Origin of the sequence: Ciceribacter sp. L1K23 (assembly GCF_018122705.1) — a bacterium.
In the GTDB taxonomy this organism is placed as follows: Bacteria; Pseudomonadota; Alphaproteobacteria; order Rhizobiales; family Rhizobiaceae; genus Allorhizobium.
The window spans coordinates 298901-324469 of the sequence record NZ_JAGRRC010000001.1 but is presented as its reverse complement, the minus strand read 5'-3'; the positions used below and the strand labels follow the sequence as shown (position 1 = coordinate 324469).

The 25569-nt window shown below is 61.0% G+C and carries 24 protein-coding genes; 15 read left to right on the top strand and 9 right to left on the bottom strand.

Annotated elements, in window-relative coordinates; genetic code table 11:
• Positions 1-6 precede the first annotated feature (6 nt).
• The 4 genes from J5J10_RS01490 to J5J10_RS01475 all read left to right on the top strand — a co-directional run bounded on the left by J5J10_RS01490 (position 7) and on the right by J5J10_RS01475 (position 3770).
• Positions 7-363, top strand: coding sequence for a hypothetical protein (locus J5J10_RS01490; protein ID WP_211928525.1), 357 nt, complete (start codon positions 7-9; stop codon positions 361-363).
• Positions 363-2387 carry an ATP-binding protein gene (locus J5J10_RS01485; protein WP_211928524.1) on the top strand — a complete coding sequence of 675 codons (2025 nt, stop codon included), beginning with the start codon at positions 363-365 and terminating at the stop codon, positions 2385-2387. Before J5J10_RS01490 ends, J5J10_RS01485 begins: the two co-directional genes overlap by 1 nt.
• Positions 2380-3114, top strand: coding sequence for an ATP-dependent Zn protease (locus J5J10_RS01480; protein WP_211928523.1), 735 nt, complete (start codon positions 2380-2382; stop codon positions 3112-3114). The genes J5J10_RS01485 and J5J10_RS01480 overlap by 8 nt, the downstream gene beginning before the upstream one ends.
• A gap of 314 nt (positions 3115-3428) precedes the next feature.
• Entirely contained in the window at positions 3429-3770 is a 342-nt protein-coding gene (locus J5J10_RS01475; protein WP_211928522.1) for a hypothetical protein, read from the top strand.
• A gap of 422 nt (positions 3771-4192) precedes the next feature.
• On the opposite strand, the gene J5J10_RS01470 is transcribed toward J5J10_RS01475, so the two are convergent.
• From J5J10_RS01470 to J5J10_RS01440, 7 genes are read right to left on the bottom strand one after another with little or no spacing between them, the layout of a single operon-like run.
• A complete protein-coding gene (locus tag J5J10_RS01470; RefSeq protein ID WP_211928521.1) occupies positions 4193-5563 on the bottom strand; it encodes an FGGY-family carbohydrate kinase in 1371 nt (456 codons plus the stop codon).
• On the bottom strand, positions 5560-5883 hold the full coding sequence (gene rhaM / locus J5J10_RS01465) for an L-rhamnose mutarotase (RefSeq protein WP_211928520.1): 324 nt from the start codon (positions 5881-5883) through the stop codon (positions 5560-5562). The genes J5J10_RS01470 and rhaM overlap by 4 nt, the downstream gene beginning before the upstream one ends.
• Positions 5880-6890, bottom strand: coding sequence for an ABC transporter permease (locus J5J10_RS01460; protein ID WP_211928519.1), 1011 nt, complete (start codon positions 6888-6890; stop codon positions 5880-5882). Before J5J10_RS01460 ends, rhaM begins: the two co-directional genes overlap by 4 nt.
• Entirely contained in the window at positions 6887-7879 is a 993-nt protein-coding gene (locus J5J10_RS01455) for an ABC transporter permease (RefSeq protein WP_211928518.1), read from the bottom strand. Before J5J10_RS01455 ends, J5J10_RS01460 begins: the two co-directional genes overlap by 4 nt.
• Before the next feature lie 9 nt (positions 7880-7888).
• Positions 7889-9424 (bottom strand): sugar ABC transporter ATP-binding protein, encoded by a 1536-nt coding sequence (locus J5J10_RS01450; protein WP_211928517.1) that lies wholly within the window; start codon positions 9422-9424, stop codon positions 7889-7891.
• A gap of 59 nt (positions 9425-9483) precedes the next feature.
• On the bottom strand, positions 9484-10479 hold the full coding sequence (rhaS, locus tag J5J10_RS01445; RefSeq protein WP_211928516.1) for a rhamnose ABC transporter substrate-binding protein: 996 nt from the start codon (positions 10477-10479) through the stop codon (positions 9484-9486).
• A 50-nt stretch (positions 10480-10529) separates the two neighbouring features.
• A complete protein-coding gene (locus J5J10_RS01440) occupies positions 10530-11342 on the bottom strand; it encodes a DeoR/GlpR family DNA-binding transcription regulator (protein ID WP_211928515.1) in 813 nt (270 codons plus the stop codon).
• 200 nt (positions 11343-11542) lie between these two features.
• On the opposite strand from J5J10_RS01440, the gene J5J10_RS01435 reads away from it, so the two are divergent.
• A complete protein-coding gene (locus tag J5J10_RS01435; protein WP_211928514.1) occupies positions 11543-13639 on the top strand; it encodes a bifunctional rhamnulose-1-phosphate aldolase/short-chain dehydrogenase in 2097 nt (698 codons plus the stop codon).
• A 45-nt stretch (positions 13640-13684) separates the two neighbouring features.
• Here J5J10_RS01435 and J5J10_RS01430 read toward each other — a convergent pair whose 3' ends face one another.
• Positions 13685-13843 carry a YqaE/Pmp3 family membrane protein gene (locus J5J10_RS01430; RefSeq protein WP_208552399.1) on the bottom strand — a complete coding sequence of 53 codons (159 nt, stop codon included), beginning with the start codon at positions 13841-13843 and terminating at the stop codon, positions 13685-13687.
• 78 nt (positions 13844-13921) lie between these two features.
• Here J5J10_RS01430 and rhaI point away from each other — a divergent pair, with 78 nt between their 5' ends.
• The 6 genes from rhaI (at position 13922) to J5J10_RS01400 (ending at position 20550) form a co-directional block, all read left to right on the top strand.
• Positions 13922-15214, top strand: a complete 1293-nt coding sequence (gene rhaI, locus J5J10_RS01425; RefSeq protein ID WP_211928513.1) for an L-rhamnose catabolism isomerase — start codon at positions 13922-13924, stop codon at positions 15212-15214.
• A gap of 240 nt (positions 15215-15454) precedes the next feature.
• A complete protein-coding gene (locus J5J10_RS01420; protein ID WP_211928512.1) occupies positions 15455-16600 on the top strand; it encodes an ABC transporter ATP-binding protein in 1146 nt (381 codons plus the stop codon).
• Positions 16601-16614: 14 nt separating this feature from the next.
• Positions 16615-17523, top strand: a complete 909-nt coding sequence (locus J5J10_RS01415) for a sugar ABC transporter permease (RefSeq protein WP_349252085.1) — start codon at positions 16615-16617, stop codon at positions 17521-17523.
• Positions 17523-18344: a carbohydrate ABC transporter permease gene (locus J5J10_RS01410; RefSeq protein ID WP_208552403.1), complete on the top strand. Its 822-nt coding sequence runs from the start codon at positions 17523-17525 to the stop codon at positions 18342-18344. Before J5J10_RS01415 ends, J5J10_RS01410 begins: the two co-directional genes overlap by 1 nt.
• A gap of 39 nt (positions 18345-18383) precedes the next feature.
• Positions 18384-19676 (top strand): ABC transporter substrate-binding protein, encoded by a 1293-nt coding sequence (locus J5J10_RS01405; RefSeq protein ID WP_211928510.1) that lies wholly within the window; start codon positions 18384-18386, stop codon positions 19674-19676.
• Between the two features lie 73 nt (positions 19677-19749).
• Positions 19750-20550, top strand: coding sequence for a phosphodiesterase (locus tag J5J10_RS01400; RefSeq protein WP_211928509.1), 801 nt, complete (start codon positions 19750-19752; stop codon positions 20548-20550).
• 57 nt (positions 20551-20607) lie between these two features.
• Here J5J10_RS01400 and J5J10_RS01395 read toward each other — a convergent pair whose 3' ends face one another.
• Positions 20608-21636 carry a LacI family DNA-binding transcriptional regulator gene (locus J5J10_RS01395; RefSeq protein ID WP_208552407.1) on the bottom strand — a complete coding sequence of 343 codons (1029 nt, stop codon included), beginning with the start codon at positions 21634-21636 and terminating at the stop codon, positions 20608-20610.
• A gap of 306 nt (positions 21637-21942) precedes the next feature.
• Here J5J10_RS01395 and J5J10_RS01390 point away from each other — a divergent pair, with 306 nt between their 5' ends.
• The 4 genes from J5J10_RS01390 to J5J10_RS01375 all read left to right on the top strand — a co-directional run bounded on the left by J5J10_RS01390 (position 21943) and on the right by J5J10_RS01375 (position 25567).
• The gene (locus tag J5J10_RS01390; protein ID WP_211928508.1) at positions 21943-23277 is read left to right on the top strand and encodes an extracellular solute-binding protein; all 1335 of its coding nucleotides are present in this window, start codon (positions 21943-21945) and stop codon (positions 23275-23277) included.
• A 216-nt stretch (positions 23278-23493) separates the two neighbouring features.
• The gene (locus J5J10_RS01385) at positions 23494-24441 is read left to right on the top strand and encodes a sugar ABC transporter permease (RefSeq protein ID WP_208552411.1); all 948 of its coding nucleotides are present in this window, start codon (positions 23494-23496) and stop codon (positions 24439-24441) included.
• Positions 24438-25382, top strand: coding sequence for a carbohydrate ABC transporter permease (locus J5J10_RS01380; RefSeq protein WP_211928507.1), 945 nt, complete (start codon positions 24438-24440; stop codon positions 25380-25382). Before J5J10_RS01385 ends, J5J10_RS01380 begins: the two co-directional genes overlap by 4 nt.
• On the top strand, positions 25379-25567 hold the full coding sequence (locus J5J10_RS01375; protein WP_208552416.1) for a hypothetical protein: 189 nt from the start codon (positions 25379-25381) through the stop codon (positions 25565-25567). Before J5J10_RS01380 ends, J5J10_RS01375 begins: the two co-directional genes overlap by 4 nt.
• The last annotated feature ends 2 nt before the right edge of the window (positions 25568-25569 follow it).

The window sequence follows — 25569 nt, the reverse complement described above, 5'->3', positions numbered from 1 at the left end:
TCTGCGATGACGACGCAACCGAATTCCAACATTCTGTTCTTCCCGCTTGGCGGGCGCATGCCGGAGCCGGACCGACCGTCTCCTGACCCCGTCGGCAATCGGCACTTCGCCGATCCTGACGAGGCAACAGGTGTCCCGAGCGCTGCGGCATGTGACGACCATGCGATCCATGCCGCGACGGTCATGCGGGCATCGATTGCCCATGCGCGCCGCAAGGGGGTTCGTCTCGAGAGCCTTCCGCCGCAACTTCGGACATGGCTCCTCGACCTGTGCGAGGCCGGAGATCCGACATGCAGGATGATCCTGGACTGGCTCAATGGAAACAAGCACTACGACAACGAGCAGCCCCCGGAGGATCTGTGATGGAGGCGTTGAACGATCGGATCACACGCTATCTCATGAAGCGCCTTCGTCGCCACGCCGTGATGACGGCCTACGAACGCGCGGCGGGCGCCGGATTGCTGAATGCGCAATTGGCGGGGCACGTTATGGGACAAATGACGGGCGGCGACGAGCAGCACGGGCGGGTCTGGCGCGTCGGGGAACGGGCCCGCCACGAGCTCACCGGTGTGCCGGTGCTCGATCGCGCCATCGTCGAGCGTATCATGCGCAAGGGTCGGGCGTCGCTCGTCACCAGGGCAGGCCATGATGGATCGGAACGCTTCAGGGACGTCGATGCCAAGGACCGTTTTGACTTTGATCTCCCGACGGAACCGGTCCCGGCCGCGCGGCAAAGGGCGAGAGGCAAAAACGCTCGTGATCCGGATACGGCCGGAGGGGCAAATCCCACGCCGGATATCGGGTTTGCCTACATCGCCGGGCTTTTGCGTGACGAGCTTCCTCCACCAAACCCGGTTCATGTGGCTGTTTGCCTTCTCGTTTCCCGTGCCGTCGCGGCCAGTGCTTCCACATCAGCTGCGTGGAGGGCGGCATTGGCCATGCCGGCGCCATTCGTGCTGCTGAAAGCGCCGGTCGAGCGCTTCGAGATCTGTCTTGCCATGATGTTGGAAGACGGCTTGATCGTGCCGTTCCGGGCAGCCCTGGAAGACGTCCTCTACGGCAATCCGCTGTCCGGCCGCTATCGGCAACACACTGTCCCTGGCGAGCGCAGGCTCAAGACCTTGTCGGGGCGCGCCGTCACCCCCGAAAACGAAAAGTTACTGCGCCGCAAACTGCGTTATGCCCTGACGAACGAGCCGGCTCCCGTCCTTCTGATCGATGAGACCGTCCCGGCACTCACGCCGGTCGTCACGGATACCGCGGATCATGTCTTCGAATGCGCAGGGCTCGACTGCGCCATGATTGCCGAGCTCTTGCATCTTTGCGTCGGCGTCGCGCCGAAGGACAGCCTTCGCCTGATGGACGATATGGCCTTCGATCCGGAAGGGTTGTCGCTCGACGACATCGCGCTTGCGGTTCGTCCGGGACGAAGCGCACGCGATACACTGTCGGTTCTGGCGATGCTTGCGGAGCAATCGGCCCTGAATGAGGGAAACGAGGACGAGCAAGCGGTGAGCCGGGACAACAGCCACCGGAAAAGCGGGTCGACGGGTGGTGGCGAAAAGGCAAAGGCGCCTCCCGAGACTGGCGATCTCGAGCTCATCCAGCCTGTCCCGGAGGCCGGTGGTCAGGATATGAAAGCCGCTACACAAACTGCTCGATCGACCGATCGCATTTTGCGTGTCGAGACACTGTGCGGCTACGGCGCTGCCCGTGAATGGGCTCTCGACCTCAAGGCCGACCTCTCTCTTTGGAGAACCGGCGACCTCGGCTGGGACCAGATGAGCACGCGGCTCCTGTTGTCGGGCCCCCCCGGGACCGGCAAGACGACGTTTGCCCGTGCGCTTTGCAACACCTTGCACGTTCCGCTGTTGGTCACCTCGGTCGCGCACTGGCTGGAGCCCGGCTATCTTGGCGATGTGCTGAAGCGGATGTCGGCGGTCTTTACCGTCGCCGAGAAGAACGCGCCGGCAATCCTGTTCATCGACGAGATCGACAATATCGGCGGACGGCAGACGGAAGGCACCCGAAGCTACGACGACTACTGGACGTCGATGATCAATCGCCTGCTCGAGCTCCTGGACGGGACCGCGAAATCGCAAGGGGTTATCGTGGTCGGAGCGACAAACCTGGCGGACAGGATCGATCCCGCCCTTCTTCGCTCGGGGCGGCTTGAAACCCATGTGCGCATCCCTTTGCCCGATCTCGAGACCCTGATCGGCATCTTCGCCCATCACCTCGGAGCCGATCTTGAGGCCGTGCTTGCTTCGGCGCCTGCTGCGGCCGGCAAGTCGCGACTTCGCCCGCCACCTGCCCGAAACGGCAGGCCCCTTCGCCGCAAGCCACCCGTCACACCGGATACCGACCAAGGACCTCGTCATGACTGACCAATCCTCTTCTCTTGCTTCAGAAAGCCTTCGGCCCCTTGCACTGCTGGCGCTTGGGCGGACCGGTGCGGACATCGAGCGCCTTGTTCGCGATGTCCGCCGCACGCTGCGGCGCGAACGGCGCACCATGGTTTGGGCCGATCTGGAGGCGGTACTGCGATCCGGTCACACGAGAATGTCGGACGACCTTCGTTGGCGGGCAAGTGTCCATGAGGCGGGTCATGCTCTGGTCTATGCGCTGACCGGCATTGCCGAGATCAAAATGGCAAGCGTCGGGCTCCATGGTGTCGGCGTCGTTGCAACCGTGGCGAACGATCGTCTGCCCGAAACCGAAACCTGGTTAATGAACTCGATGGCGGCGTTGCTTGCGGGCCGGGCAGCCGAACTCGTGGTCCTCGGAGACGCCCTTGCAGGGGCCGGCGGTGCGGCAGAGAGCGATCTGGCACGCGCAACGGGCATGGCCCTTGCGGCAGAAACGGCGCTCGGCTTCTCCCGCCATCGTCCCTTGCTGTACCGGCCGTCCGGCATGGCGGCAAACATGCTTGGCCTCGACCAGCAGCTTGCCGGACGTGTGAACGACCGGCTGGAGGCTGCCGAGGCGATCGCACGCCAGCTGATCGAGGATCACCGCGACGTTCATAGCGACATCGCCGAAAAGCTCCGGTCGGTCGGCATCCTCTCGGGTGACGAGCTGGGGGAGATGATCGCCAATATCCGTCAGCGCTGAGCCAATGCCTTGCCGGCAGTCTGGATAAACGCGCGCGCACGGCAATAAGCCGTATCCGCACCTGCGCAGGCATCGAGACACTGTGGCGACGGATCGGTACAGGTTGCGGGCGATTTAAGGCACATCAGCTCAATTTACCCTCACGCGATTCCACGTACCGGATTTGCGTTGCATGACCGCAAAACGGCGATTCATCGGCAAACGACGTTTGCAGGAACACCGTTCGCGTATCAGGAACCTGTCGTCGTGCAAACGGCGTTTGTCGGTTGCATCGCCGGTGGCGACCATGGGCTTCCGCAACAGGAGGCAAACACATGGTCCGCAAATCGAAGAAGCAGAGAAATGCCGAGCAGCGCATTCGCCAGCAAAAGAACAGGGATATGGCACGCGAGTGCAGAAGGCCGACACGCGACGACATTGCCCGGACACTACTGTGGCAGATGATCGTCACAGCGGAGGGACGAGCAAATCGCGAGGCATTCCTGGCCAAATTGCGTGACGAGGTCGTAGCGCAGCTTGTTCGCCAGGGCTTTGATCGGAAAGAGAGCAAGACCGTGTTCGAGGCGATCGCAAGCAAATACCGCGCAGATCAGCCGCCGTTCCGTATCAAGCGACATCTCCACAACACAGTTCCTGCCGACACCGTCGACCAGTAAACCTGGTCAAACATAGAGCTGATCACCTCAACGCTCACACCGAGCTAAGCCGCAGTCAGCGCAAACGATGATCTCACATCACACCCGTATTCTCCCCATTACTTCATCAAACCACGTTTGCAAATCTGATGAAGGGGCACGATCGATGAATATGATGCTGAGCGGCATGCCCTTTCATGAGCTTATTTTGTGACGGTGAAACCGAATCTTTAGTGGCTGGAATTTCGTGCGACGTCGTCCAATTGATCCCGGCAGCACTCAAGAAAAGGAAGGGGGATCATACCCAGCCGGTTGTTCGAGACGCTAAATCCCACTTCCTGACAAGGCGTCGGGATAACTACTTCAAGCAGTGACGACTAAAATAGGCTTACGCTTTTTCTATTGTCAGCTGGAGACCTCTCCAGGGTGGTCGACCTCGCGGATTAAACCGAAGCGAGACGTCGCCAAGTTGCGGCATATTCAGTAAGGCCAGGGATCGTCTCCTCAACCAGATGGACAGAGTGTCTCGGGCGGCTTCCCGCAAGAACCGAAGCGCCTACTGAGGTGCCGGTCTGCGACCCCGACACGCTAACGGGTCTTCCCGTTAGGCTGTGTAACGCCGCAAGGAAAATCGCGTTGGCTGCAAATGGTCCTTCAACGATAATCGGGCCTTGAGAACGGATGATGTCGAGACAGGTCGTGGTCATCAGTGCCTGATAGAGACTCGCTGCAATGCGGATTTCCGCAGCGTCATCTGGCTTGAGGATCCATCGCCCCTCCATCGCCGGGAAGGGACCGCAGCCCTTGACGATGCTCGGCAGAAGCATGCTTCCTCGATCGATGACAGTTGCGAGCATCTGCCATTCGTCTTCCAACGGGCTCAATGGCAGCTCGTGGGTTATCATCTCCCATTCTCGCCCGCCCATGTAGCGGGACGAAGGCACCGGGTTTCCGAAAGCGTCGACGTTGACAAGCGTGTCCCTTGTGGAATCCAGGCTGTCCGGTCGTGCACCCGGCGCGAAGCACACAACCCAGGTGCCTGTAGACACGACTGTGCAGGGCAGGGTGCGATCCACAAGATACGGCAGTAAAGAGGCGTTGGAATCGTGAATTCCGCAATAGACAGGTACCGGCCTCGTAACTCCGATCTCACGCGCAAGGTTCGGGCGAATGTCGCCGAGAACGTCAAAGGCCGACCGAACCGGTGCCATTCTTTCGGCGAGATCAAGTTTCTCTACGAGAGGCGAGAACTGGTTTGAGTACGGCAGCCAGAGGTCGGTATGGCAGCCGAGAGACGTCCGTTCGTTCGCGGCAACACCTGTCAGACGGTAGGCCCAGTATTGCGGGTAGGTGAGGATCGTCTTCACCTTCGCGAATGCGTCGGGAAAGGCGGTCTTCTGGTAGTGCAACTGCGCCCCGATGTTCAGTCCGCCGGTGAGCAGCGGCGAGAACGTGTCGGAGAAAGCCGGCCTTAACTCTCGATAGACTACCGTTACAGTGTCGGGGTAGAGATATTCGTAGTCGAGGACCGGTAGCGCCAGTTTGCCGTCAGCGTCCAAGAGCGCCGCCGAGGCGCCATGGGTGGTGATCGACAGAGCATCGAAACCGGTATTGGCGGCAAAGTCCTTCAGCGTCTTCAGAATGAACTGCCAGAGAGCCTCAATATCATAATGCGGATAGGGCGGGCCTGACAGCACCGCGTTTGCTGTTTTGTGGACGGCAATCTCCTGACCTGTCACCGCATCGACCACAACCACCTTGGCATTGGTCTTGCCGATATCGATGACGGCAATGCGCTCGTGGGACTTTCTCATGGCATGTGGAAGACGGGTTTCAGATCGACGGCCCAGGGGGAGTTGTCCGGATTGGTCGCCATGATGTCGGCCATATGCGCCCACCAGCGCTTCATCACCGGGTGAGAGGGCAGGTCGGCCATCTTGTGCGTCTTCGTCCGCGTGAGAACGCCGATCAGCAGGTTCGTCTCCGGATCGAGATGGATCGTGTAGTCGCTGATGCCGGCCTCATGCAGGAGGTCGACGAGATCAGGCCAGATCTCGTCATGGCGCTTCCTGTATTCGGCCTCCATGCCGGGATTGAGCTTCATCTTGAAGACGTGGCGTTCTGTCTCGCTCATTGCGCGTTCCTCGCGTGCTTGATCCGGCGGGCGACGATCGGCAAGGCAATGGTGATGATCAAGAGCAGGCCGATGAAGATCGACATGACGATACCCGGCACGTTGAGCAGGCCAAGACCGAAGGTGACGAGACCCATGACGAAGGCGGCGATGACAACGCCGACAATTGTGCCCGAACCGCCGAGGATTGAAACGCCGCCGAGCACGACCATGGTGACAACTTCCAACTCCCAGCCTTGCGCGATCGAGGGTCGGGTCGAGCCGAGCCGGGAGGTGAGGCAGACGGCGGCAATGCCGCTCATCAGGCCGGTCAGAAGGAAGAGGATGAACTTCACCCGCTCGACCGGGATGCCGGAGAAGCGTGCGGCGAGCGGATTGTTGCCGATCACATAGACATGGCGGCCAAAATTCGTCCGGTGCAGGAGGATGGCGAAGAGCAATGCCATCACCAGGAAGAGGACGAATTCGAAGGAGATGACCCAGAAGACATAGCCCTGGCCGAAGAAGGCGAATTCCGGCGGGTATTTGCCGAAGGCTTGGTCGCCCAGGACCAGATAGGAGATGCCGCGGAAAAGGCTCATCGTGCCGATCGTCACGACGATCGAGGGCAGCTTCAGGGCGGCGACCAGCAGACCGTTGAAGGCGCCGCAGGCAAGGCCGGTTGTGATCCCGATTGCCACAAGGCCAGGGGCGCCCACGCCGAACTGTGCTGCATAGCCCATGGCTGTCGAGGCGAGCGCGATGATCGCGGCAACCGAGAGGTCGATCTCTCCGGCAATGATCAGAAGCGCCATGGCAAAGGCGATCAGCGCCTTTTCGGTGAAGTTGAAGGTGGCGTCCGACAGGTTCCAGGCGTTCAGGAAGTAGGGCGAGGCCAGCGAGTTGGCGATGAAGATCGCGACCGCCACGCAGAAGAGCAGGACTTCCCAGCTGCCGAGCAGTCGACGGAAGGGTGTTTCAAGCCGGTCGGGAATGACGCGTTTCGTCTGTTGAGTTGTAGTGCTCATGCGGTCACCTCCTTTCCGGCGGCGCGATCGCGCAGGATGATGCGGCCCTTCTTGGCCTCGGCGCGGGCGTTGAAGACGACGGCGAGCACGATGACGATGCCCGAGATCGCCATCTGGGCGAAGGGCGAAATGCCGATGACGGGGAGCGCATTCTTGATGACCCCGAGGAAAAGGGCGCCAAGGACCGTGCCGATCACGGTACCGATGCCACCTGCAATCGAGATGCCGCCGATGACGCAGGCCGCGACACTGTCGAGCTCGAAGCCGGCGGCGATGTCGACATAGGCGACCGCATAACGCGAAACCCAGAGGTAACCGGAGAGGCCGGCAAGCGCGCCCGAGAGCACGAAGGCGAGGAAACGGGCGCGACCGACATCAATGCCGGCATAGACGGCTGCGACGGGATTGCCGCCGGCGGCATAGGTCGAGCGACCGAAGGCCGTGCGGGCGAGAATGAAGCCGACGAGCAGGATGACCGCGATCGCGGCCCAGGAGAGGATCGGCAGTCCCAGCACCGGCAGGCGCGGCACGCCGAGAAAATCCGGCTGCATCTGGTGCGCGTTCACCCAAGCGCCGCCCGAAAGAACGAAGCTCATGCCGCGATAGATGGTCAGCGTGCCGAGTGTCACGACGATCGGCGGGATCTGCAGGGCCCAGACGAGGAAACCGTTGATCGCGCCGAGGGTGGCGCCAATGCCGATTGCAAGGAGAACGAGGAGTGCCAGCGGCAGGCCCGGATAGGCGCTGTCGAGCATGGCGACGGCCATGCCGGTGAAGGCGAGATTGGCGGCAACCGAGAGGTCGATCGACTTGGTCAGGATTACGACCATCTGGCCGAGCGCCAGGATGATCAGGATCGAGGTGTCGTTGAAGATCGTGACCAGATTGTCCGGGTTGGCGAAGTTGGGCGCGCGGGTGGTGAAGCCAAGGATCATGCCGATGATGATCAGGCCCAGCAGCATTTCCCGATTTTTCAAAAGGTTCAGCATGGTCATTCCTCACGCATTGCCAGTGGCGGCGCGCACCAGCGTCTCGGCGGTCAGCCCTTCGCGCTCGAAAATGCCGGCCTGCAGACCCTCCCGCATGACCATGACGCGATCCGACATGCCGAGGATTTCGGGCAGTTCGGACGAGACCATGATGATCGACAAGCCTTCGCTTGCGAGTTCCGAGATGAAGGCGTGGACGGCGGCCTTGGAGCCGATGTCGATGCCCTTGGTCGGTTCGTCGAGAATGATGACCTTGGGCGATGTGGCGAGCCACTTGCCGATGACGACCTTTTGCTGGTTGCCGCCCGAGAGCGTGCCGACGGGCACGGAGAGGGCTGCTGCACGCAGCTCAAGCCGTTCCGCGAAACGGCGCGCGAGCTTAAGCTCGTTCGTTGCCTTGAGAAAACCCGCGACCGAGGTGCGGATCAGCGAGGGCAGGGACATGTTCTGGTAGATCGGCAGTTCCAGCGCCAGACCATGGCGACCGCGTTCCTCTGGCACGTAGACGATGCCGGCTGAAATCGCATCGGAGGTGTTGCGGATTGTGATCTCGCGCCCTTCGAGTTCCACTGTTCCGGCTTTCGGCCGGGTGATACCAAAGATCGACTGGCAGAGTTCCGAGCGTCCGGCACCGATCAGGCCGTAGACGCCGAGGATCTCGCCCTTGCGCAGGGTGAAGCTGATGTCGCGGAACTCGGTTTCGTGGCTGTAGCCGAGGACACTGAGGACCGGAGCGCCGATGACGGCTTCCGTTTTCGGGAACACGTCGTGGACGTCGCGTCCGACCATCATCCGGACAATCTCGTCCTGGGGCGTGTCCTTGAGAACGCCGGAGCCGACCATGCGGCCATCGCGGAAGACGGCGTAGTTGTCCGCGATCTCGTAGAGTTCATCGAACTTGTGGCTGATAAAGAGGATGGCCTTGCCCTGGCGCTTCAGGCCCTCGACGATGCGGAAGAGATCGTCGATCTCCTTGCGCGACAAGGCGGCCGTCGGTTCGTCCATGATGACGATGCGGGCATCGACGGACAGCGCGCGTGCGATCGCGACCAGATGGCGCTGGGCGATCGAGAAGTCCTTGAGCTTGGTGGTCGGGTCGATGTCGCTTTCCAGCGCCTTCATCAGCTGCCGGGACCGCTCGTTGATGGTGCGCCAGTCGATCAGGCGGAAGCGGGTGCGCGGCGCGTGGCCGAGGAAGATGTTTTCGCCGACGGTGAGTTCGTCGAACAGCACGGTTTCCTGGTGGATCGCCGTGACGCCTGCATCAATGGCGTCTTGCGCATTCGAAAAACTCGCCGGCTTGCCGTCGATCAGGATCTCGCCCTCGTTCGGGCGGTAGATGCCGGTCAGGATCTTGACGAGCGTCGACTTGCCGGCGCCGTTCTCGCCGATCAGCGCGGTCACCTTGCCCGGATAGAGGGCAATATTCACCTGATCCAGGGCTTTGACACCCGGGAAGATCTGGGAAATGCCCCGCATTTCGAGAATGGGCTCGCCAGCCGGGGTCGCGCCCGCCGCGAGCTTGGCAGATTGAACGGTCATCATGTGCTTACCGAATGAGTGAAATCCCGGCGGCTTGAGCCGCCGGGTCTGGTCCGCCGAGATCAGAAGATCTTGGAGAATTCCTCGATGTTCGAGGCGTCGTAGACGAAGGGGTCAGCCATGGCGGCTTCGCCACCGTCGCCCACCTTGATCTTGCCCATGCGTCCGGCTTCGATTTCCGAGCCCGGAGCCGCATCGGTTTCGCCCTTGACGATGCGATAGGCGATCTGGGTTGCGGAATAGCCGAGGTCGATCGGGTTCCAGATGGCGAATTCCTTCGTGGCACCCGACTGGATGGCACCCGCCATTTCCGAGGGAAGGCCGAGGCCGGTGACATAGACGTCGCCGATCTTGCCGGCATCCTTGACGGCCTGCGAGGCTGCCAGAACGCCGACGGTCGTCGGGGCAACGATGACCTTGACGTTCGGCTGCGAGGACAGGAGACCGTTGGCTTCGCGGTAGCTCTTGTCGGCGAGGTCGTCACCATAAACGGTGGTCACGAGGTTCAGGCCGGGGAAGTCCTTGAGCTGCGCCTTCATTTCCTCGATCCAGATGTTCTGGTTGGTCGAGGTGGTGGTGGCAGACAGGATGGCGAAGTCACCCTTGCCTTCGGGCAGGTGATTTGCCGCGAGCTGCAGGCACATCTTGCCGATCAGGGCGTTGGACGACGGGTTCAGGTGCATGATGCGGCCTTCGGGGGCGACGCCCGAATCCCAGGAGATCACCTTGATGCCGCGGTCCATGGCCTTCTTGAGAGCCGGAACGACTGCATCCGGATCGTTTGCCGAGATCGCGATGGCATCGACGCCCTGGGCGATCAACGAGTTGATGACCTCGATCTGACCTTCGGCCGTGGTCGAGGTCGGGCCGGTGTAGATCACTTCAACGCCGCCGAGTTCCTTGGCTGCTTCCTGCGCGCCCTTGTTGGCGGCTTCGAAGAAGCCGATGCCGAGCGACTTGACCACGAGTGCGATCTTCATGTCGGCGGCCTGTGCGGCCGAGCCCATGGTTGCGAGTGCAATGGCTGCACCGGCCAGCAAGATTTTCGTCAGTTTCATGTTTTCCTCCCAGGTTGATGAACTGCCTTACTTTCCCTCCCGGTGCCTCCTCAGGCGACCGACGAGGTATCCTCCCTCGCCGCTGAAGCCATCGGCTTCACGGTCATGAGCCTTACGCCCGCGTCGGTGACCATGGCGGCCGCCTCGTCGGAAATTCCGTCATCGGTGATGATCGTCGACACCTTGTCGAGCGCACACAGGATCAGGCTCGAGCGCTTGGCGAACTTGCTGGAGTCGACCATCACAATCAGCTCCTCGGCCTGGCGCACCAGCTTCTGTTCGCTCTGAATGACGAGCGCGTCGGACTCCATTACGCCGAGGGCGTTGATGCCCTGGGCGCCGATGAAGATGCGGCGGGCGTAGAAATTGCGGATCGCGTCATTGTCGAAGGGCGACAGGATCAGGCTCTGGTCGCGATAGATCGCGCCGCCAGGAACCGAAACCGTGCATTTCGAATGCTTCACCAGATGCTCGGCGATCGCGAAGGAATTGGTCATCACCTGCAGGCGGCGCGCCGACATGAAGTGCACCATCTGGAAAGTAGTCGTGCCGCCGTTGATGATGATCGAATCGCCTTCTTCGCAGAGATCCACCGCTGCGCGCGCAATTGCGCGTTTCTTATCGATGTTGACGGATTCGGAAACGCGGAAGGGGCGGGCGGCGAGATTGCCGAGCTGCGGCGGATGGACGGCCTCTGCCCCGCCGCGGACGCGCCGGAGCTTTCCCTGCACGTGAAGCGACGCGATATCACGGCGGATCGTGGCTTCCGAAGCCTCGGTCAGCTCGGCAATATCCTGCACCGTGATCACAGGCTTTTCCTGGATCGCGCTCAGAATGATGCGATGGCGTTCGCGCTCGTGCATGGGGTCCTCCTGATCGTTGATTTATTCGTAATGTTTTTACGCTGTCAATCACAAACGATCAAAAATAATAATATTGCAGCGCACAATGAAAAGAAATGATCGAAACTGATTGACAATTGGCGGATGGCTGCGCGATACCTGCGAACAAGAAGGAGATGATCCGTCGCCGACGGTTCATGAATAATTGCAGGGAGGATGTCATGACGGGCCAAACCCGCCTTCTGGAAAACCGTTGGGATGATGCCCACGCGGCCAAGCTGGATGAGCCCGGCAAGCTTCTTTACCGCTCCAATCTTCTTGGCGCCGACAAGCGCATCACGAATTACGGCGGCGGCAACACCTCCGCCAAGGTGATGGAGATCGACCCGCTGACCGGTGAGAAGGTCAAGGTGCTCTGGGTCAAGGGTTCCGGTGGTGACGTCGGAACGATCAAGCTCGATGGCTTTGCGACGCTCTATCAGGAGAAGCTCGACGCGCTGAAGGGCATCTACAAGGGTGTGCATGACGAAGACCGCATGGTCGGCTTCCTGCCGCATTGCACCTTCAACCTCAATCCGCGCGCGGCCTCGATCGATACGCCGCTGCATGGTTTCGTGCCGTTCACGCATGTCGATCACATGCATCCGGACGCGATCATCGCGATTGCCGCCTCGAAGAATTCGAAGGAATTGACTGAAGAGATCTTCGGCTCGGAGATCGGCTGGCTGCCCTGGCGCCGTCCCGGTTTCCAGCTTGGCCTCGACCTTGAAGCCTTCGTGAAGGCCAATCCGACCGCCAAGGGCGTCGTGCTTGAAAGCCATGGGCTATTCACCTGGGCAAACGACGCCAAGGACTGCTACCTGCTGACGCTCGAGATCATCAACAAGGCGATCGCGTGGTTTGCGAAGGAGACAGAGGGAAAGACGATCTTCGGCGGTGCCGTCGCAAAGAGCCTGCCGGCAGAGGAGCGCCGTGCCATTGCCGCGCGCCTGATGCCCGAGATCCGCGGTCGCATCGGCAAGGGCGAGCGCAAGCTCGGTCATTTCGACGATCAGGAGGCCGTGCTCGAATTCGTCAATTCGAAGAACCTGCAGCCGCTGGGCAGCCTGGGTACCTCTTGCCCCGACCACTTCCTGCGCACCAAGATCCGCCCGTTGATCGTCGATTTCGATCCGGCAAAGCCGGATGTCGATGCGGTTCTTGCGGGTCTGGACAAGGCGCTCGAAGCTTATCGCGCCGACTACACCCGCTATTACGAGACCTGCAAGCACGACAATTCGCCTGCGATCCGCGATCCGAATCCGGTGATCTTCCTGGTTCCCGGCGTCGGAATGCTGTCCTTTGCCAAGGACAAGGCGACGGCGCGGATTGCAGGTGAATTCTACGTCAATGCGATCAACGTCATGCGCGGCGCCTCGACAGTCTCCGAGTATCAGGGCCTGCCGGAGCAGGAAGCCTTCGATATCGAATACTGGCTGCTCGAGGAGGCCAAGCTGCAGCGCATGCCGAAGCCGAAGAGCCTTGCCGGCCGCGTTGCCTTCGTCACCGGTGGCGCCGGCGGCATTGGCCGGGCGACCGCCGATCGGCTGATGGCGGAAGGTGCCTGCGTGGTGCTGGCGGACATCGACGCAGCGGCGCTCGAACAGACCGTCGCCGATTTCTCGAAGCGCCATGGTGCGGATGTGGTCCGCTCCGTGCAGCTCGATGTGACGCGCGAGGATGCGGTTATTCGTTCCTTCGCCGAAGCCTGTGTGGAGTTCGGTGGCGTCGATATCCTCATATCGAATGCCGGGATCGCCTCCTCGGCTCCGGTCGAAGACACGACCCTTGCCATTTGGGACAAGAATATCAGCATCCTGGCCACCGGCTATTTCCTGGTGTCGCGCGAAGCCTTCCGTCTGTTCCGGCGTCAGAAGCTCGGCGGCAACGTCGTCTTCGTCGCATCGAAGAACGGTCTTGCGTCGTCGCCGAACGCCTCCGCCTACTGCACGGCCAAGGCGGCCGAGATCCATCTCGCGCGCTGCCTGGCGCTGGAAGGGGCGGATGCCGGCATTCGCGTCAACACCGTCAATCCGGATGCGGTTCTTCGCGGCTCGAAGATCTGGAACGGCGAATGGCGCGAGCAGCGCGCGGCGTCCTCGAAGATCGAAGTAGACGATCTCGAGGAGCATTACCGCAAGCGCTCGATGCTGAAGCTCAACGTCTTCCCGGAAGACATTGCCGAAGCGATCTACTTCCTGGCGTCCGATCTATCGGCCAAATCGACCGGCAACATCATCAACGTCGATGCCGGCAACGCACAGAGTTTCACGCGATAGACATTCCCAGGGCGGGCCGCGGCGTGAATGCCGCGGCGACGACCGTTACTTGCGCAGGATCACCCAGATGGCATGGATGATGCCGGGAATGTAGCCCAGCAGCGTAAGCAGGATATTGAGCCAGAAATGCAGGCCGATGCCGACCTGCAGGAAGACGCCGACCGGCGGCAGGATAATGGCGAGCAGGATGCGGATGACGTCCATGGAAAGCCTCTTTCGTCGGATGGAATGGGACATAAACGCGGACGGACCACAAACGTTCGCGAGGCCGAGGAGGAAACCATGACGAACCCGACGATTTCGCCCGATCTGATTGCCGACCACAACCAAAGAAACGCTGGCACCTTGAAAGCGGACTACGATGCGCTCGGCGAAAAGTTGTCTCGTGGCAACGTCGATATCGAGACGATCACCAGGAAGGTCTCGGAGTTCTTTGTCGCCGTTCCCTCCTGGGGTGTCGGTACGGGTGGCACGCGCTTCGCACGATTCCCAGGTCCCGGCGAACCGCGCAACATCTTCGACAAGCTGGAAGACTGCTCCGTCATCAACGAACTGACGCGCGCAACCCCGACCGTTTCGCTGCACATTCCCTGGGACAAGGCGGACGCGAGTGAGTTGAAGGCTAAGGGCGATGCGCTGGGCATCGGCTTCGATGCGATGAATTCCAACACCTTTTCGGATGCGCCAGGGCAGGCACATTCCTATAAATACGGTTCGCTCAGCCATGTCGACGCCGCGACGCGGGCACAGGCTGTGGAGCACAATATCGAATGCATCGAGATCGGTCGCACGATCGGCTCGAAAGCTCTGACGGTCTGGATTGGCGACGGCTCGAATTTCCCCGGCCAGAGCAATTTTACAAAGGCCTTCGAACGGTATCTGTCGGCCATGGGCGATATCTACAAGGCGCTCCCGGACGACTGGCGGCTCTTCACCGAGCACAAGATGTACGAGCCGGCTTTCTATTCGACGATCGTGCAGGACTGGGGCACCAACTACCTGATCGCCAACACGCTCGGCCCGAAGGCCTACTGCCTCGTCGATCTCGGGCATCATGCGCCGAACACCAATATCGAGATGATCGTCGCCCGGCTGATCCAGTTCGGCAAGCTCGGTGGCTTCCACTTCAACGATTCGAAGTATGGCGACGACGATCTGGACGCAGGCGCGATCGAGCCCTACCGGCTGTTCCTCGTTTTCAACGAGCTCGTCGATGCCGAGCATCGCGGCGTGAAGGGTTTCCACCCCGCGCACATGATCGACCAGAGCCACAACGTCACCGATCCGATCGAAAGCCTGATTTCGAGCGCGAACGAGATCCGGCGCGCCTATGCGCAGGCTCTGCTGGTCAACCGCGTGGCGCTTGAAGGCTGCCAGTCCGACAATGACGCGCTGATGGCCTCCGAGACGCTGAAACGCGCCTATCGCACCGATGTGGAGCCGATCCTGGCCGAAGCCCGTCGACGAGCGGGTGGTGCCATCGACCCGGTCGCTGCCTATCGGACGAGCGGCTACCGCGCGAGGAAAGCTTCCGAACGTCCGGCCGTGAAGGGTGGCTCGGGCGGCATCGTGTAGCAGCCGATCATCGGCAATCCGCCGGCTCCTTGTCCAAACCGCCTCGGTCGGGGGCGCTGGCTTCCAGCCTGAACGGCTGTCCCAACAGGAGCGCGCCCCTATTTTTGACTTCAGCTGCGGACAGCGTGGCTCGGACGCAGTCGGCAGTGCGACAATGCAATACTGTCATCAAATGTTCTCGAAAGTGTCGTGCGCACGTCATCGCGCGACGCCATACGCGCTTCCACCAAGGAGGTCCGTATGTCAGCCAACTCCCTCGAAATCAGCGGTATCGGAAAAGCCTTCGGCGCGGACGATGTGCTGAAGAATATCGATGTTTCCGTCCGCCCCGGTGAGTTTCTGTCGCTTGTCGGCATGTCCGGTTGCGGCAAGTCGACGCTTCTGCGTGTCATAGCGGGACTCGAGAAGCCGGATCGCGGCCGTATCCTGATTGGCGGCACCGACGTCACCGACATCGATCCGAGCGACCGCAACCTGGCAATGGTCTTCCAGTCCTACGCCCTCTATCCGCATATGACGGTGCGTCAGAACATAGCCACGCCGCTGCGCATGCGCCGGCTGTCGCTTGGCGCCCGTATGCCGCTGATTGGCCGGATGATGTCACCGGCGAATGCTCTTCGGGATATCGAGTCGAGCGTCATACAGGCGGCCGAAACGCTGCAGATCGCGCATCTTCTGGATCGCAAGCCCGCCCAGCTTTCCGGCGGTCAGCGCCAGCGTGTGGCGCTTGCCCGCGCGCTCGTGCGGTCTCCTGCCGCCTTCCTGATGGACGAGCCGCTGTCCAACCTCGATGCGAAGCTCCGAGCGCACATGCGCGACGAACTGGCGGCTCTCCATCGCCGCCTCGGCGCCACATTCATCTATGTCACGCATGACCAGGTCGAGGCGATGACGATGTCGGATCGCATCGCGCTGATGAGCGAGGGCCGGATCGAACAGCTAGGCACTCCGGACGAGCTTTACGGCGAGCCGGCGACCCTTACCGTGGCCCGCTTCATCGGCACGCCATCGATCAATCTTCTGCCGGTCGAGATCGGTGGCGACGGCATCGTGCGCCTGTTCGGTCAGGACCTTCCGATCGCCGCTCCCGTTCGGCATGCCGGGCCCGCCATACTTGGGTTGCGCGCGGAGGATCTGACCATTGCCACTAAAGGCCTGCCGCTGCGCGTGTTCCGGACCGAGATGCATGGGGCCGACCGGTTCGTGCATGGTCATCTTCTCGCCGACGAGAGCCTGATACTGACGCTCAGGCTGTCGACGGGTGAACAGCTTGCCCCCGATGCCGACGGCATGATCCACGTGTCCTTCAACGCCGGCCGCGCGCATCTCTTCGGTGTCGACGAGGCTCGGATCGCCACATCGCTCACCGAGAGGGCGGCGGCATGACGGTGGCTGTTGAGATGGCGGCAGCCGCCGACGTCACGCGGATAAGAGGTTCCAGCACCGAACGACGCATGATGTGGCGTGCGCTCCTGTTCGTCGCGCCCGCCGTCCTACTGCTTGTCTGCATCTATATCCTCCCGGTCATCGTGCTGGCCGGCTTTTCGCTGACGGACTACCAGCTCGGGGCTCTGTCGACCGAGTTCGTCGGCATCGACAATTTCGTCAAGGCCTTCGCCGATCCCGTCTTCCTGCGCTCGCTGACCAATACGGTGGTCTACGCCGTGATCGTCATTCCGCTCGGCGTCACGTTGGCGCTCGGTGTCGCCCTTCTCGTACATGGACGCAAGCGCAGCCGCGCTTTCTGGGAGGCCGCCTATTTCTTGCCCGTGACCGCCACCCTGGTCGCCATGGCAACGGTCTGGCAATTCCTGCTGCATCCCTCGATCGGCCCGGTCAATGCCGCGATCAAGTGGTTCGGCTTCGAGCCGGTCTCCTTCCTCTCCAATCCGGCCCTCCTGATCCCCACCATGGCAGTGATCGGCGTCTGGCAGGTGCTTGGCTTCAACATGGTCCTTTTCCTGGCCGGACTGACGGCGATCCCGAAGGATCTTTACGAAGCGGCCAGGCTCGACGGGGCGAAGAACCCGATCGACCGTTTCCTGACCGTCACCTGGCCGATGCTCGGGCCGACGACGCTCTTCGTCCTCGTCACTACGTCGATCTCGGCCTTCAAGGTCTTCGAGACGGTTGCCGTGCTCACCAAGGGTCGCTCCGGTTCGGAAACGCTGTTGTTCGCGCTTTATCTCGAGGGTTTCGAATACGCGAACACCGGATATGCGGCCGCCCTGACGCTGATCTTCCTTGCCATCATCCTGGTTCTCTCGATCGGGCAGACCATCCATCTCGACCGGAAGGTGCACTACTGATGATGCGATTGCGCCAAATTCTTCCCCATCTGGTGCTCGCGACGGGGGCCTTTGTCGTCCTTCTGCCGTTCTACTGGATGTTCCTGACGTCGATCCGCTCGCCGGCCGAGATCTTCGACGTTTCGCTCTGGCCGATCCCGAGGGAGTTCGCCGCCGCCGACAACTACGGCCGGGCGGCATCCCAGGTGCCGATGGCTCGCTTCATGCTGAATGGCGTCATCGTATGCCTCGGTATCCTCGTGGTGCAGATCGCGACGGCCGTGCCGGCCGCCTATGCGCTCGCCAAACTCAAATTCCCTGGCCGGCGGCTTCTGATGACCCTGGTGATCGCGGCGCTTTGCGTGCCGATGCAGGCTCTGGCGCTGCCGCTCTTCGTCGGCCTTGCGGAGCTCAAGCTTCTCAACACCTATTTCGCGATGATGGCGCCCTTCTTCCTGTCGGTCTTCGCGATCTTTCTGTTTCACCAGTCCTTTCGCAGCTATCCCGACGAGATCATCGAGGCAGCCCGCATGGACGGGTTTTCCGAAATGGAAATCTGCTGGGGTCTCGTCCTGCGCGGCTCGCTGCCGTCGCTCGCGGCGTTCTCGGTCTTTTCGGTCGTTGCCCACTGGAACGATCTCTACTGGCCGATGATCGTCGTCAGCGACATCAACCTCGCGCCGCCGCCGCTCGGCATGCTGTTCTTTTCGGACGTCGAATCCGGCGCCAACTACGGTGCGCTGATGGCCGGCGCCGCCCTGATCACGGCGCCGATGCTCGTCTGTTTCCTTCTTGCGAGACGTCATTTCATCGCGGGCATCACGATGACCGGCGTCAAGTAAGTCCTTCCTCCCCTCCCAAGACATAACCAGGAGATCATCATGCAACTCTATCGCCGTACTCTGATGCAGGGCGTTGCCGCGACGCTTGCCATCGCGGGGCTTTCCACGCCCGCGCTGGCCGAAGAGATCACGCTCAACGTGCTCTACAACCTGCCGGGTTTCACCAAATTCCATCAGCCCCTGGCCGATGAATTCATGAAGAACAACCCGGACATCAAGATCAGCTTTCTTGCTCCAGCCGCCGGCTATAACGAAGGCCAGCAGCAGGTTCTGCGCGCAGCCGTCACCGGCGATCTTCCGGATGTCTATTTCTCGGGCTACAACCTGACGGCCGAGCTGGTTCACACGCTTGCCCCGCGCAACCAGATCACCGACCTTACGCCGTTCATCGAAGCGGAGGGCGGCCAGGCATTCCTCGACAAGAACTACTCCCCGAAGATGGCGGCCCTCGGCCAGATCGACGGCAAGCAGTACGGCCTGCCGGTCAACGCCTCGTCGCCGATCATCTACATCAATGCCGATCTCGTGACCAAGGCCGGCGGCGATCCGGACAACATGCCCAAGACCTTCGACGGTCTCATCGAGCTCGCCGCGAAGATCCATGCCATGGACTCCAAGGTTGCCGGCATGGGCTACGACATCAATGGCTGGCCGGACGACTGGCTGTGGCAGGCCCTGATCTTCCAGCAGGGCGGAAAGCTTGTAGATGAAGAGACCAAGATGGTCGCCTTCGACAACGAGATCGGCCTCAATGCGTTGAAGCTCACCCGCCGCTTCGTAACCGAAGGCGGTCAGAACCTGCTCGACTGGGACCAGTCGCGCCAGCAGTTCGGCGCAGGCCTCACCGGCTTCATCTTCTCGACGCCCGCCCATGTTCAGACCGTCCAGGGTCTGGTCGGCGACCGCTTCCCGCTGAAGACGGCGACCTTCCCGCAGGACAACGCCGAAAAGGGCGGCGTTCCGACGGGTGGCAACTCGGCTGTCATCCTCACCCAGGACAAGGCCAAGCAGGATGCTGCCTGGAAATACCTGAAATGGATCACCGGCCCGGAAGCGCAGAACACCATCGTTCGCATCACCGGCTACCTCCCGACCAACAAGCTCGCCACCGGCCCGGACTATCTCGAGCCGTACTACGTCGAAAATCCGAACGTGAAGACCGCGTCGCTGCAGGTCGATCGTTCGCTGCCGTGGGCCGGCTATCCGGGTGGTGACTCGGTCCGCATTTGGCGCACCCAGCGCGACATCATCGGCACCGTCATGCGCGGCGAAGTTTCGCCGGAAGACGGCCTGAAGCAGATCGTCGAGCAGACCAACGGCCTGATGAACTGAGCCGTCGCGGCCATGCCTTCTGATTGCGGGGTCTCTTCGACCCCGCAATTTTCATGTCGAGGAACGAAGTATCATGAAAATTATCCAGCTGACCGACACCCACCTGATGCCATCAGGCATGGTCGTCAACGGGGTTGACCCCGAACGGCAACTGCGCCGAGCCGTCGCCGACATCTGTGAAAGGCATGCCGACGCCGAACTCCTGGTGATGACCGGGGATCTCTGCAATTTCGGCGACCCGGAAGCCTATCAGCTGTTGAAGGAGATTCTCGAGCCGGTGCCGTTCGAAACGCGCCTGATGCTCGGCAATCACGATCGCCGGCCGGAATTTCGCGATGCCTTTCCCGACCAGCCGGTAGACGGCGCGGGCTATGTCCAGTCGCATATCGACATGCCTCATGGCCGCCTGCTCTTCCTCGACAGCCACGAAGCGGGCGTGATTGGCGGCATCTACGGCGAAGAGCGAATGGTATGGCTGGATCAGGCGCTGACCGAGGCTGGCGACCAACCCGTCACCGTCTTCATCCACCATCCGCCGATGGATTGCGGCATCGCCCATTTCGAACACATCGGCATGCATGACGACGGCCGGCTTCTGGCGCGTCTCAAGGCGCATCCGAAAGGCGTCCGCCACGTTGTCTTCGGCCATATCCACGTACCGCTTGCCGGAACAACAGCCGAAGGCATCGCCTTCAGCTCCGGCCAGGCTTGTTCCCATCGCTTCATCACTGATATCGACGCGCCTGATCCGATGTGGACCGGCGGGAATCCCTGCTATCGGGTGTTGATGCTCGATGAACACGGGTTCCGCGCCTATTCCGCGGAAGTCGGCGAGGTGCCGACCGAGCGCGCCGTGATATGCGAGGGCCCATAGTCGTTCTTTGTTCGTCGCAAATCATCGTGCGAAGGATTGGCGCCGCGAGCGCAACCTTCAAAGACCGAGGTTCTCCTTCAGGACGATCTCGATGCGGATCTTTTCCTGGGAGGCGATCGGCTCGCGTTGTTCTACTCTGGCCCTCATGATGCGGATGGCGCTTCTCACAGCGTGGCCGGGATTTTGAGCTATGACGGCATCAATCCGCTCGTCGAGCAAAGCCTTCTCGCTAAACGGCGTTCGCTCATGAACGATTATGGTCAAGGGACGGGGATCGACCACGGCTTCTATCGCTGACATTGGTACGCGCGCTTCCGCGCTCAGAATGTAGACGCCCGTGATGTCGCCGTTGTGCTCCAGCATGCGCGCGATGACCGTACTGGCGCGGCGCTCGTCTCCATAGGTTTCGATTGAAGGAAGTGACGTCAATTGCGGGAAGTGCTCGTTGATGATCCCATCGAAACCCAGCCGTCTCTCGATACTGTCTTGCGCCATCATCGTCTCGGCGACGACCATGATCTTTCCGGGCTCGCGCCCCAGGAAACGTCCAAGAAGTTTTCCAGCGGTGGCGCCAGCTGCAAAATTGTTTACGCCGACGAAATCCGCAGCTGGAAGTCGTTCCTGACCGGACAGGAATTGCACGACCTTGATGCCGCGCTCGACAAGGCGGGCCATCGCGTCGCGAACTTGCGGCGATTCCGGCGCCATGATCGCCACGCCGTCGATATCGTCGGTGCTCAGGCTTGAAAGGTACTTCGCGACGGCGTGGGGATCGCCGGTAGGCAGCTGCACGACATCGATATCAGTCAGATCGACCCGCAGGGCTTCGCGGGCCTCTCCGATCTGGCGCAAAATCTCCTGCATGTACTGATCGCCCGCGAGCGGCAGGACGAAGCGGAAGCGGTACACCCGATTGCGAGCGAGATTGACTGCAGCCGGATTCCGCACAAAGCCGATCCTCTCGATCGCCTCGGTTACGCGCCGAGCCGCTTTCTCGCTGACATTGGGCCGATCGTTCAGCACGCGATCCACCGTGGCCAAACTCACCCCGGCGGCTTCGGCGAGATCCTTTGCTGTTGGTCTCATAGTGTTTTTCGATCCCCTGCCACGGCTGATCAGCCGTTTCAGGGTTTTCCAACAATTTCAAATGAAACGCAAGAAATTGAGGTGCGCACCTCAAAATTAACTTGCCTTGAGGTGCGCACCTCAACTATACGATATCCAGTGTCGAAGAGAGCGGCTGGGCATCACGTGCATCTGCCGTCGACGCCATTGGATCAGGGGAGGGAAGGCCTCGGATCCGGACGGAATTTCGTATTCCAGTTTTGCCCTGGAGGGGGCGTTGCAGATGTGCCGATGGAGTTCGGGACATCAATTTGGGAGGAGAACGTGATGACATCCGCAGTCATGAAATCTTCAGTCGCGGTGGGCGCCCTGGTCTGGGTTAGCCTGTCGAGTGCCGGCGCCGTGAAAGCCGACGAATTGACCCTGTGCTGGGCCGCGTGGGATCCGGCCAATGCCCTGGTCGAATTGTCGAAAGATTTCGAGGCCAAGTCCGGCCACACCATGAAATTCGAGTTCGTGCCCTGGCCGAACTTCGCGGACCGCATGCTGAACGAACTCAATTCCGGCGGCAAGCTCTGCGACCTGATGATCGGCGACAGCCAGTGGATCGGCGGTGCGGCTGAAAACGGCTGGTATGTGAAGCTCAACGACTTCTTCGACAAGGAAGGCATCAAGATGGATGCCTTCGTGCCGGCGACCGTCACCGGCTATTCCGAATGGCCGAAGAACACTCCGAATTACTGGTCGCTTCCGGCCTTCGGTGACGTTGTGGGCTGGACCTACCGCAAGGATTGGTTTGAGCGTCCCGAAATCCAGACCGCCTTCAAGGAAAAGTTCGGTCGCGACCTGACGCCGCCGGCAACTTTCGACGAACTGAAGCAGGTCGCCGAATTCTTCCAGGGCCGGGAGATCGACGGCAAGACGGTCTACGGCGCCTCGATCTATACCGAACGTGGCTCTGAAGGCATCACGATGGGCGTGATGGACGTGCTCTACAGCTATGGCTTCAAGTACGACAATCCGGAAAAGGCCTACGAGATGGAAGGCTTCGTCAATTCGGAAGGCGCCGTCAAGGGTCTCGAATTCTACAAGTCGCTCTACGATTGCTGCGTCGCGCCGGGCACGTCCAACACGTACATGGGCGAAGGCATCGACGCCTACAAGTCGGGCCAGGTCGCCATGCAGATGAACTTCGCCTTCACTTGGCCGGGGTTCGAGGCTGATCCGAATGTCGGCGGCGGCAAGACTGGCTATCTCGTCAACCCGGCAGGCCCCGGTGGCGAAAAATTCGCTCAGCTCGGTGGTCAGGGCATTTCGATCGTCGCCAACACCGACAACATGGACGGCGCACTGGCCTACATCAAATGGTTCGCGCAGAAGGACGTACAGGACAAATGGTGGTCCATGGGCGGCTTCTCGTGCCTTCGGGCTGTGGTTGAAGACCCTAACTTTGCCAAGAGCCAGCCCTATGCCCAGACCTTCCTCGACAGCATGGCGATCGTGAAGGACTTCTGGGCCGAGCCGTCCTATGCAACGCTCCTCCAGGCTTCGCAGAAGCGGTTCCACGACTATGTCGTGGCGGGTAATGGCACCGCGAAGGAAGCGCTGGACGGTCTGATTGCCGACTGGACGGAAACCTTCGAAGACGAAGGCAAGCTCTGACCCGGCACGGCAATGGCTTCCGGACTTGCATCCGGAGCGGGCCCCTCAAGCTCTTCCCCGGCAACGCCGGGGAAGAGTCAAGAGCCAGCATTGCTGCCGGCGTCAATCTCAGAATCCCTAGAAGCCTGCCGGCACAACCGAGCCTTGCCTCGTTGCCTCATGGGGCACAGCACCGCATGCGGCTGCCCTTTTGGAAACGCCACACGGATCCAGATGATGACCGATACACCTGCAGACCGCCTCGCCCGTGCGACGCCACAACCGGTTGCCAGACGCATCCGGGGCTTGAGCGACAGAGCCATCGCCTGGATATTCGTCGCGCCGACGATCTTCCTACTCCTGTCGATCAACATTTTCCCGCTGATCTGGACGATCCGCCTGTCCTTCACGAACTTCGCCGCCAACAAGCCAAATGCGGAAGTGCAATGGGTCGGATTGCGCAATTACACGCGGATCCTGACGGACGCCGACACCTGGGCCAACATGCAGACGACTGCCCACTTCCTCATCTGGACGATCGTCTTCCAGGTGCTGATCGGCTTTTCCCTGGCCTGGTTGATCAACCGCAAGTTCAAAGGCAACGACCTCGTGACGACACTGATCGTCATTCCGATGATGCTCTCGCCCGCCGTGGTCGGCAATTTCTGGACCTTCCTCTACCAGCCGCAGATCGGCCTCGTGAACTACGCCGTCGAATTCCTGACCGGCATTCCCGCCGAGAGCTTCTCGATGCTCGGCCCCGGCGGCTGGGCACGCTGGGCGATCGTCATCGTCGACACCTGGATGTGGACGCCCTTCGTCATGCTGATCTGCCTTGCCGGCCTGCGCTCCATCCCCGACTACATCTATGAGGCAGCCGAAGTCGACCGTGCCTCGAAATGGCGGCAGTTCTGGACGATCACACTGCCAATGGCCCTGCCGTTCCTGATGTTGGCGGTGCTGTTCCGCGGCATCGAGAACTTCCGGATGTTCGACCTCGTGGTCCTTCTCACCGGTGGCGGACCGGGAGACGAGACGCTGCTCGCCTCGATCGACCTGAAGCGCGAGGCTTTCGAGAAATGGCGAACCGGCTATTCCAGCGCCTACGCCATTGTCCTGTTCGTCACGGTCTTCGGTCTCGCCTCCATCTACGTGAAGGCTCTGAACAAGGTGAAAGAACGATGAGTGCCCATTCCGTCACCGAACCGTCAACCGCCTCGAAATGGATGGCCGGCATCCTCGTTGGACTTTACGCGGTAATCACGCTGATTCCGCTGCTCTGGATCATTTCGACGAGCTTCAAGTCCGGCCCGGATTCGATCAGCTATCCGCCGAAGGTGGTCTTCCAGCCGACGCTCGAAGGTTATGTGAACCTCTTCACGACACAGTCACGCCCATCCGCACAGGACCTTGCCAAGCTGCCTGAACCTACCACCTGGTATGACAAGATCACCCGGGACAGGGGCATGATCATCTCCGGCCCGTCGCGCTTTGGACAAAGGTTTTTGAACTCGGTGATCATCGGCTTCGGCTCGACATTCCTGTCGATCTTCCTCGGGACCCTGGCCGCTTATGCCTTCAGCCGTTTCAGGGTGCCGCTCAAGGATGACCTTCTGTTCTTCATACTGTCGACCCGCATGATGCCGCCGATCGCAGTCGCCATTCCGATCTATCTGATGTTCCGCCAGCTCGGGCTCTCAGATACGCACCTCGGCATGATCCTGCTTTATACGGCGGTCAACCTGTCGCTGTCGGTCTGGCTGCTCAAGGGTTTCATCGACGAGATCCCACGGGAATACGAGGAAGCGGCCTTGATCGACGGCTATACTCGCTTCCAGGCCTTCTACAAAGTCGTGCTGCCGCAGGCAGCAACAGGTATCGCCTCGACCGCGATCTTCTGCCTGATCTTTGCCTGGAACGAATATGCCTTCGCCGTTTTGCTGACGAGCGGCAATGCTCAGACGGCGCCGCCCTTCATCCCGACCATCCTATCGGTCGGTGGCGGCATCGACTGGCCGGCGGTTGCGGCGGCCGCGACCCTGTTCCTGCTGCCCGTCGTCATCTTCACCGTGCTGCTGCGCAAGCATCTGCTCCGCGGCATTACCTTCGGAGCCGTGCGTAAATGATGAACTTCCTTGCCCGCCTGAGCCGGTTTCGCCGGTCCGAATGGGAACTGCTCGCCTCTGCACTCATCGCGCTCGGCGTCGTCATGCTCATGCAGCCGTTGTCGCTGACGCTTTTTACCCTCTCCTTTCCGGTGACGCTGATCGGAACCGTCATGTTCATCGTCGTCAGTCATTTTCCGGAGTAGGT

What these genes read in the sequence shown, in the direction of transcription:
- J5J10_RS01490 (WP_211928525.1), top strand. Translation starts at nt 7, where the DNA reads ATGACGACGCAACCGAATTCCAACATTCTGTTCTTCCCGCTTGGCGGG.
- J5J10_RS01485 (WP_211928524.1), top strand. Translation starts at nt 363, where the DNA reads ATGGAGGCGTTGAACGATCGGATCACACGCTATCTCATGAAGCGCCTT.
- J5J10_RS01480 (WP_211928523.1), top strand. Translation starts at nt 2,380, where the DNA reads ATGACTGACCAATCCTCTTCTCTTGCTTCAGAAAGCCTTCGGCCCCTT.
- J5J10_RS01475 (WP_211928522.1), top strand. Translation starts at nt 3,429, where the DNA reads ATGGTCCGCAAATCGAAGAAGCAGAGAAATGCCGAGCAGCGCATTCGC.
- J5J10_RS01470 (WP_211928521.1), bottom strand. Translation starts at nt 5,563, where the DNA reads ATGAGAAAGTCCCACGAGCGCATTGCCGTCATCGATATCGGCAAGACC.
- rhaM (WP_211928520.1), bottom strand. Translation starts at nt 5,883, where the DNA reads ATGAGCGAGACAGAACGCCACGTCTTCAAGATGAAGCTCAATCCCGGC.
- J5J10_RS01460 (WP_211928519.1), bottom strand. Translation starts at nt 6,890, where the DNA reads ATGAGCACTACAACTCAACAGACGAAACGCGTCATTCCCGACCGGCTT.
- J5J10_RS01455 (WP_211928518.1), bottom strand. Translation starts at nt 7,879, where the DNA reads ATGCTGAACCTTTTGAAAAATCGGGAAATGCTGCTGGGCCTGATCATC.
- J5J10_RS01450 (WP_211928517.1), bottom strand. Translation starts at nt 9,424, where the DNA reads ATGATGACCGTTCAATCTGCCAAGCTCGCGGCGGGCGCGACCCCGGCT.
- rhaS (WP_211928516.1), bottom strand. Translation starts at nt 10,479, where the DNA reads ATGAAACTGACGAAAATCTTGCTGGCCGGTGCAGCCATTGCACTCGCA.
- J5J10_RS01440 (WP_211928515.1), bottom strand. Translation starts at nt 11,342, where the DNA reads ATGCACGAGCGCGAACGCCATCGCATCATTCTGAGCGCGATCCAGGAA.
- J5J10_RS01435 (WP_211928514.1), top strand. Translation starts at nt 11,543, where the DNA reads ATGACGGGCCAAACCCGCCTTCTGGAAAACCGTTGGGATGATGCCCAC.
- J5J10_RS01430 (WP_208552399.1), bottom strand. Translation starts at nt 13,843, where the DNA reads ATGGACGTCATCCGCATCCTGCTCGCCATTATCCTGCCGCCGGTCGGC.
- rhaI (WP_211928513.1), top strand. Translation starts at nt 13,922, where the DNA reads ATGACGAACCCGACGATTTCGCCCGATCTGATTGCCGACCACAACCAA.
- J5J10_RS01420 (WP_211928512.1), top strand. Translation starts at nt 15,455, where the DNA reads ATGTCAGCCAACTCCCTCGAAATCAGCGGTATCGGAAAAGCCTTCGGC.
- J5J10_RS01415 (WP_349252085.1), top strand. Translation starts at nt 16,615, where the DNA reads ATGGCGGCAGCCGCCGACGTCACGCGGATAAGAGGTTCCAGCACCGAA.
- J5J10_RS01410 (WP_208552403.1), top strand. Translation starts at nt 17,523, where the DNA reads ATGATGCGATTGCGCCAAATTCTTCCCCATCTGGTGCTCGCGACGGGG.
- J5J10_RS01405 (WP_211928510.1), top strand. Translation starts at nt 18,384, where the DNA reads ATGCAACTCTATCGCCGTACTCTGATGCAGGGCGTTGCCGCGACGCTT.
- J5J10_RS01400 (WP_211928509.1), top strand. Translation starts at nt 19,750, where the DNA reads ATGAAAATTATCCAGCTGACCGACACCCACCTGATGCCATCAGGCATG.
- J5J10_RS01395 (WP_208552407.1), bottom strand. Translation starts at nt 21,636, where the DNA reads ATGAGACCAACAGCAAAGGATCTCGCCGAAGCCGCCGGGGTGAGTTTG.
- J5J10_RS01390 (WP_211928508.1), top strand. Translation starts at nt 21,943, where the DNA reads ATGACATCCGCAGTCATGAAATCTTCAGTCGCGGTGGGCGCCCTGGTC.
- J5J10_RS01385 (WP_208552411.1), top strand. Translation starts at nt 23,494, where the DNA reads ATGACCGATACACCTGCAGACCGCCTCGCCCGTGCGACGCCACAACCG.
- J5J10_RS01380 (WP_211928507.1), top strand. Translation starts at nt 24,438, where the DNA reads ATGAGTGCCCATTCCGTCACCGAACCGTCAACCGCCTCGAAATGGATG.
- J5J10_RS01375 (WP_208552416.1), top strand. Translation starts at nt 25,379, where the DNA reads ATGATGAACTTCCTTGCCCGCCTGAGCCGGTTTCGCCGGTCCGAATGG.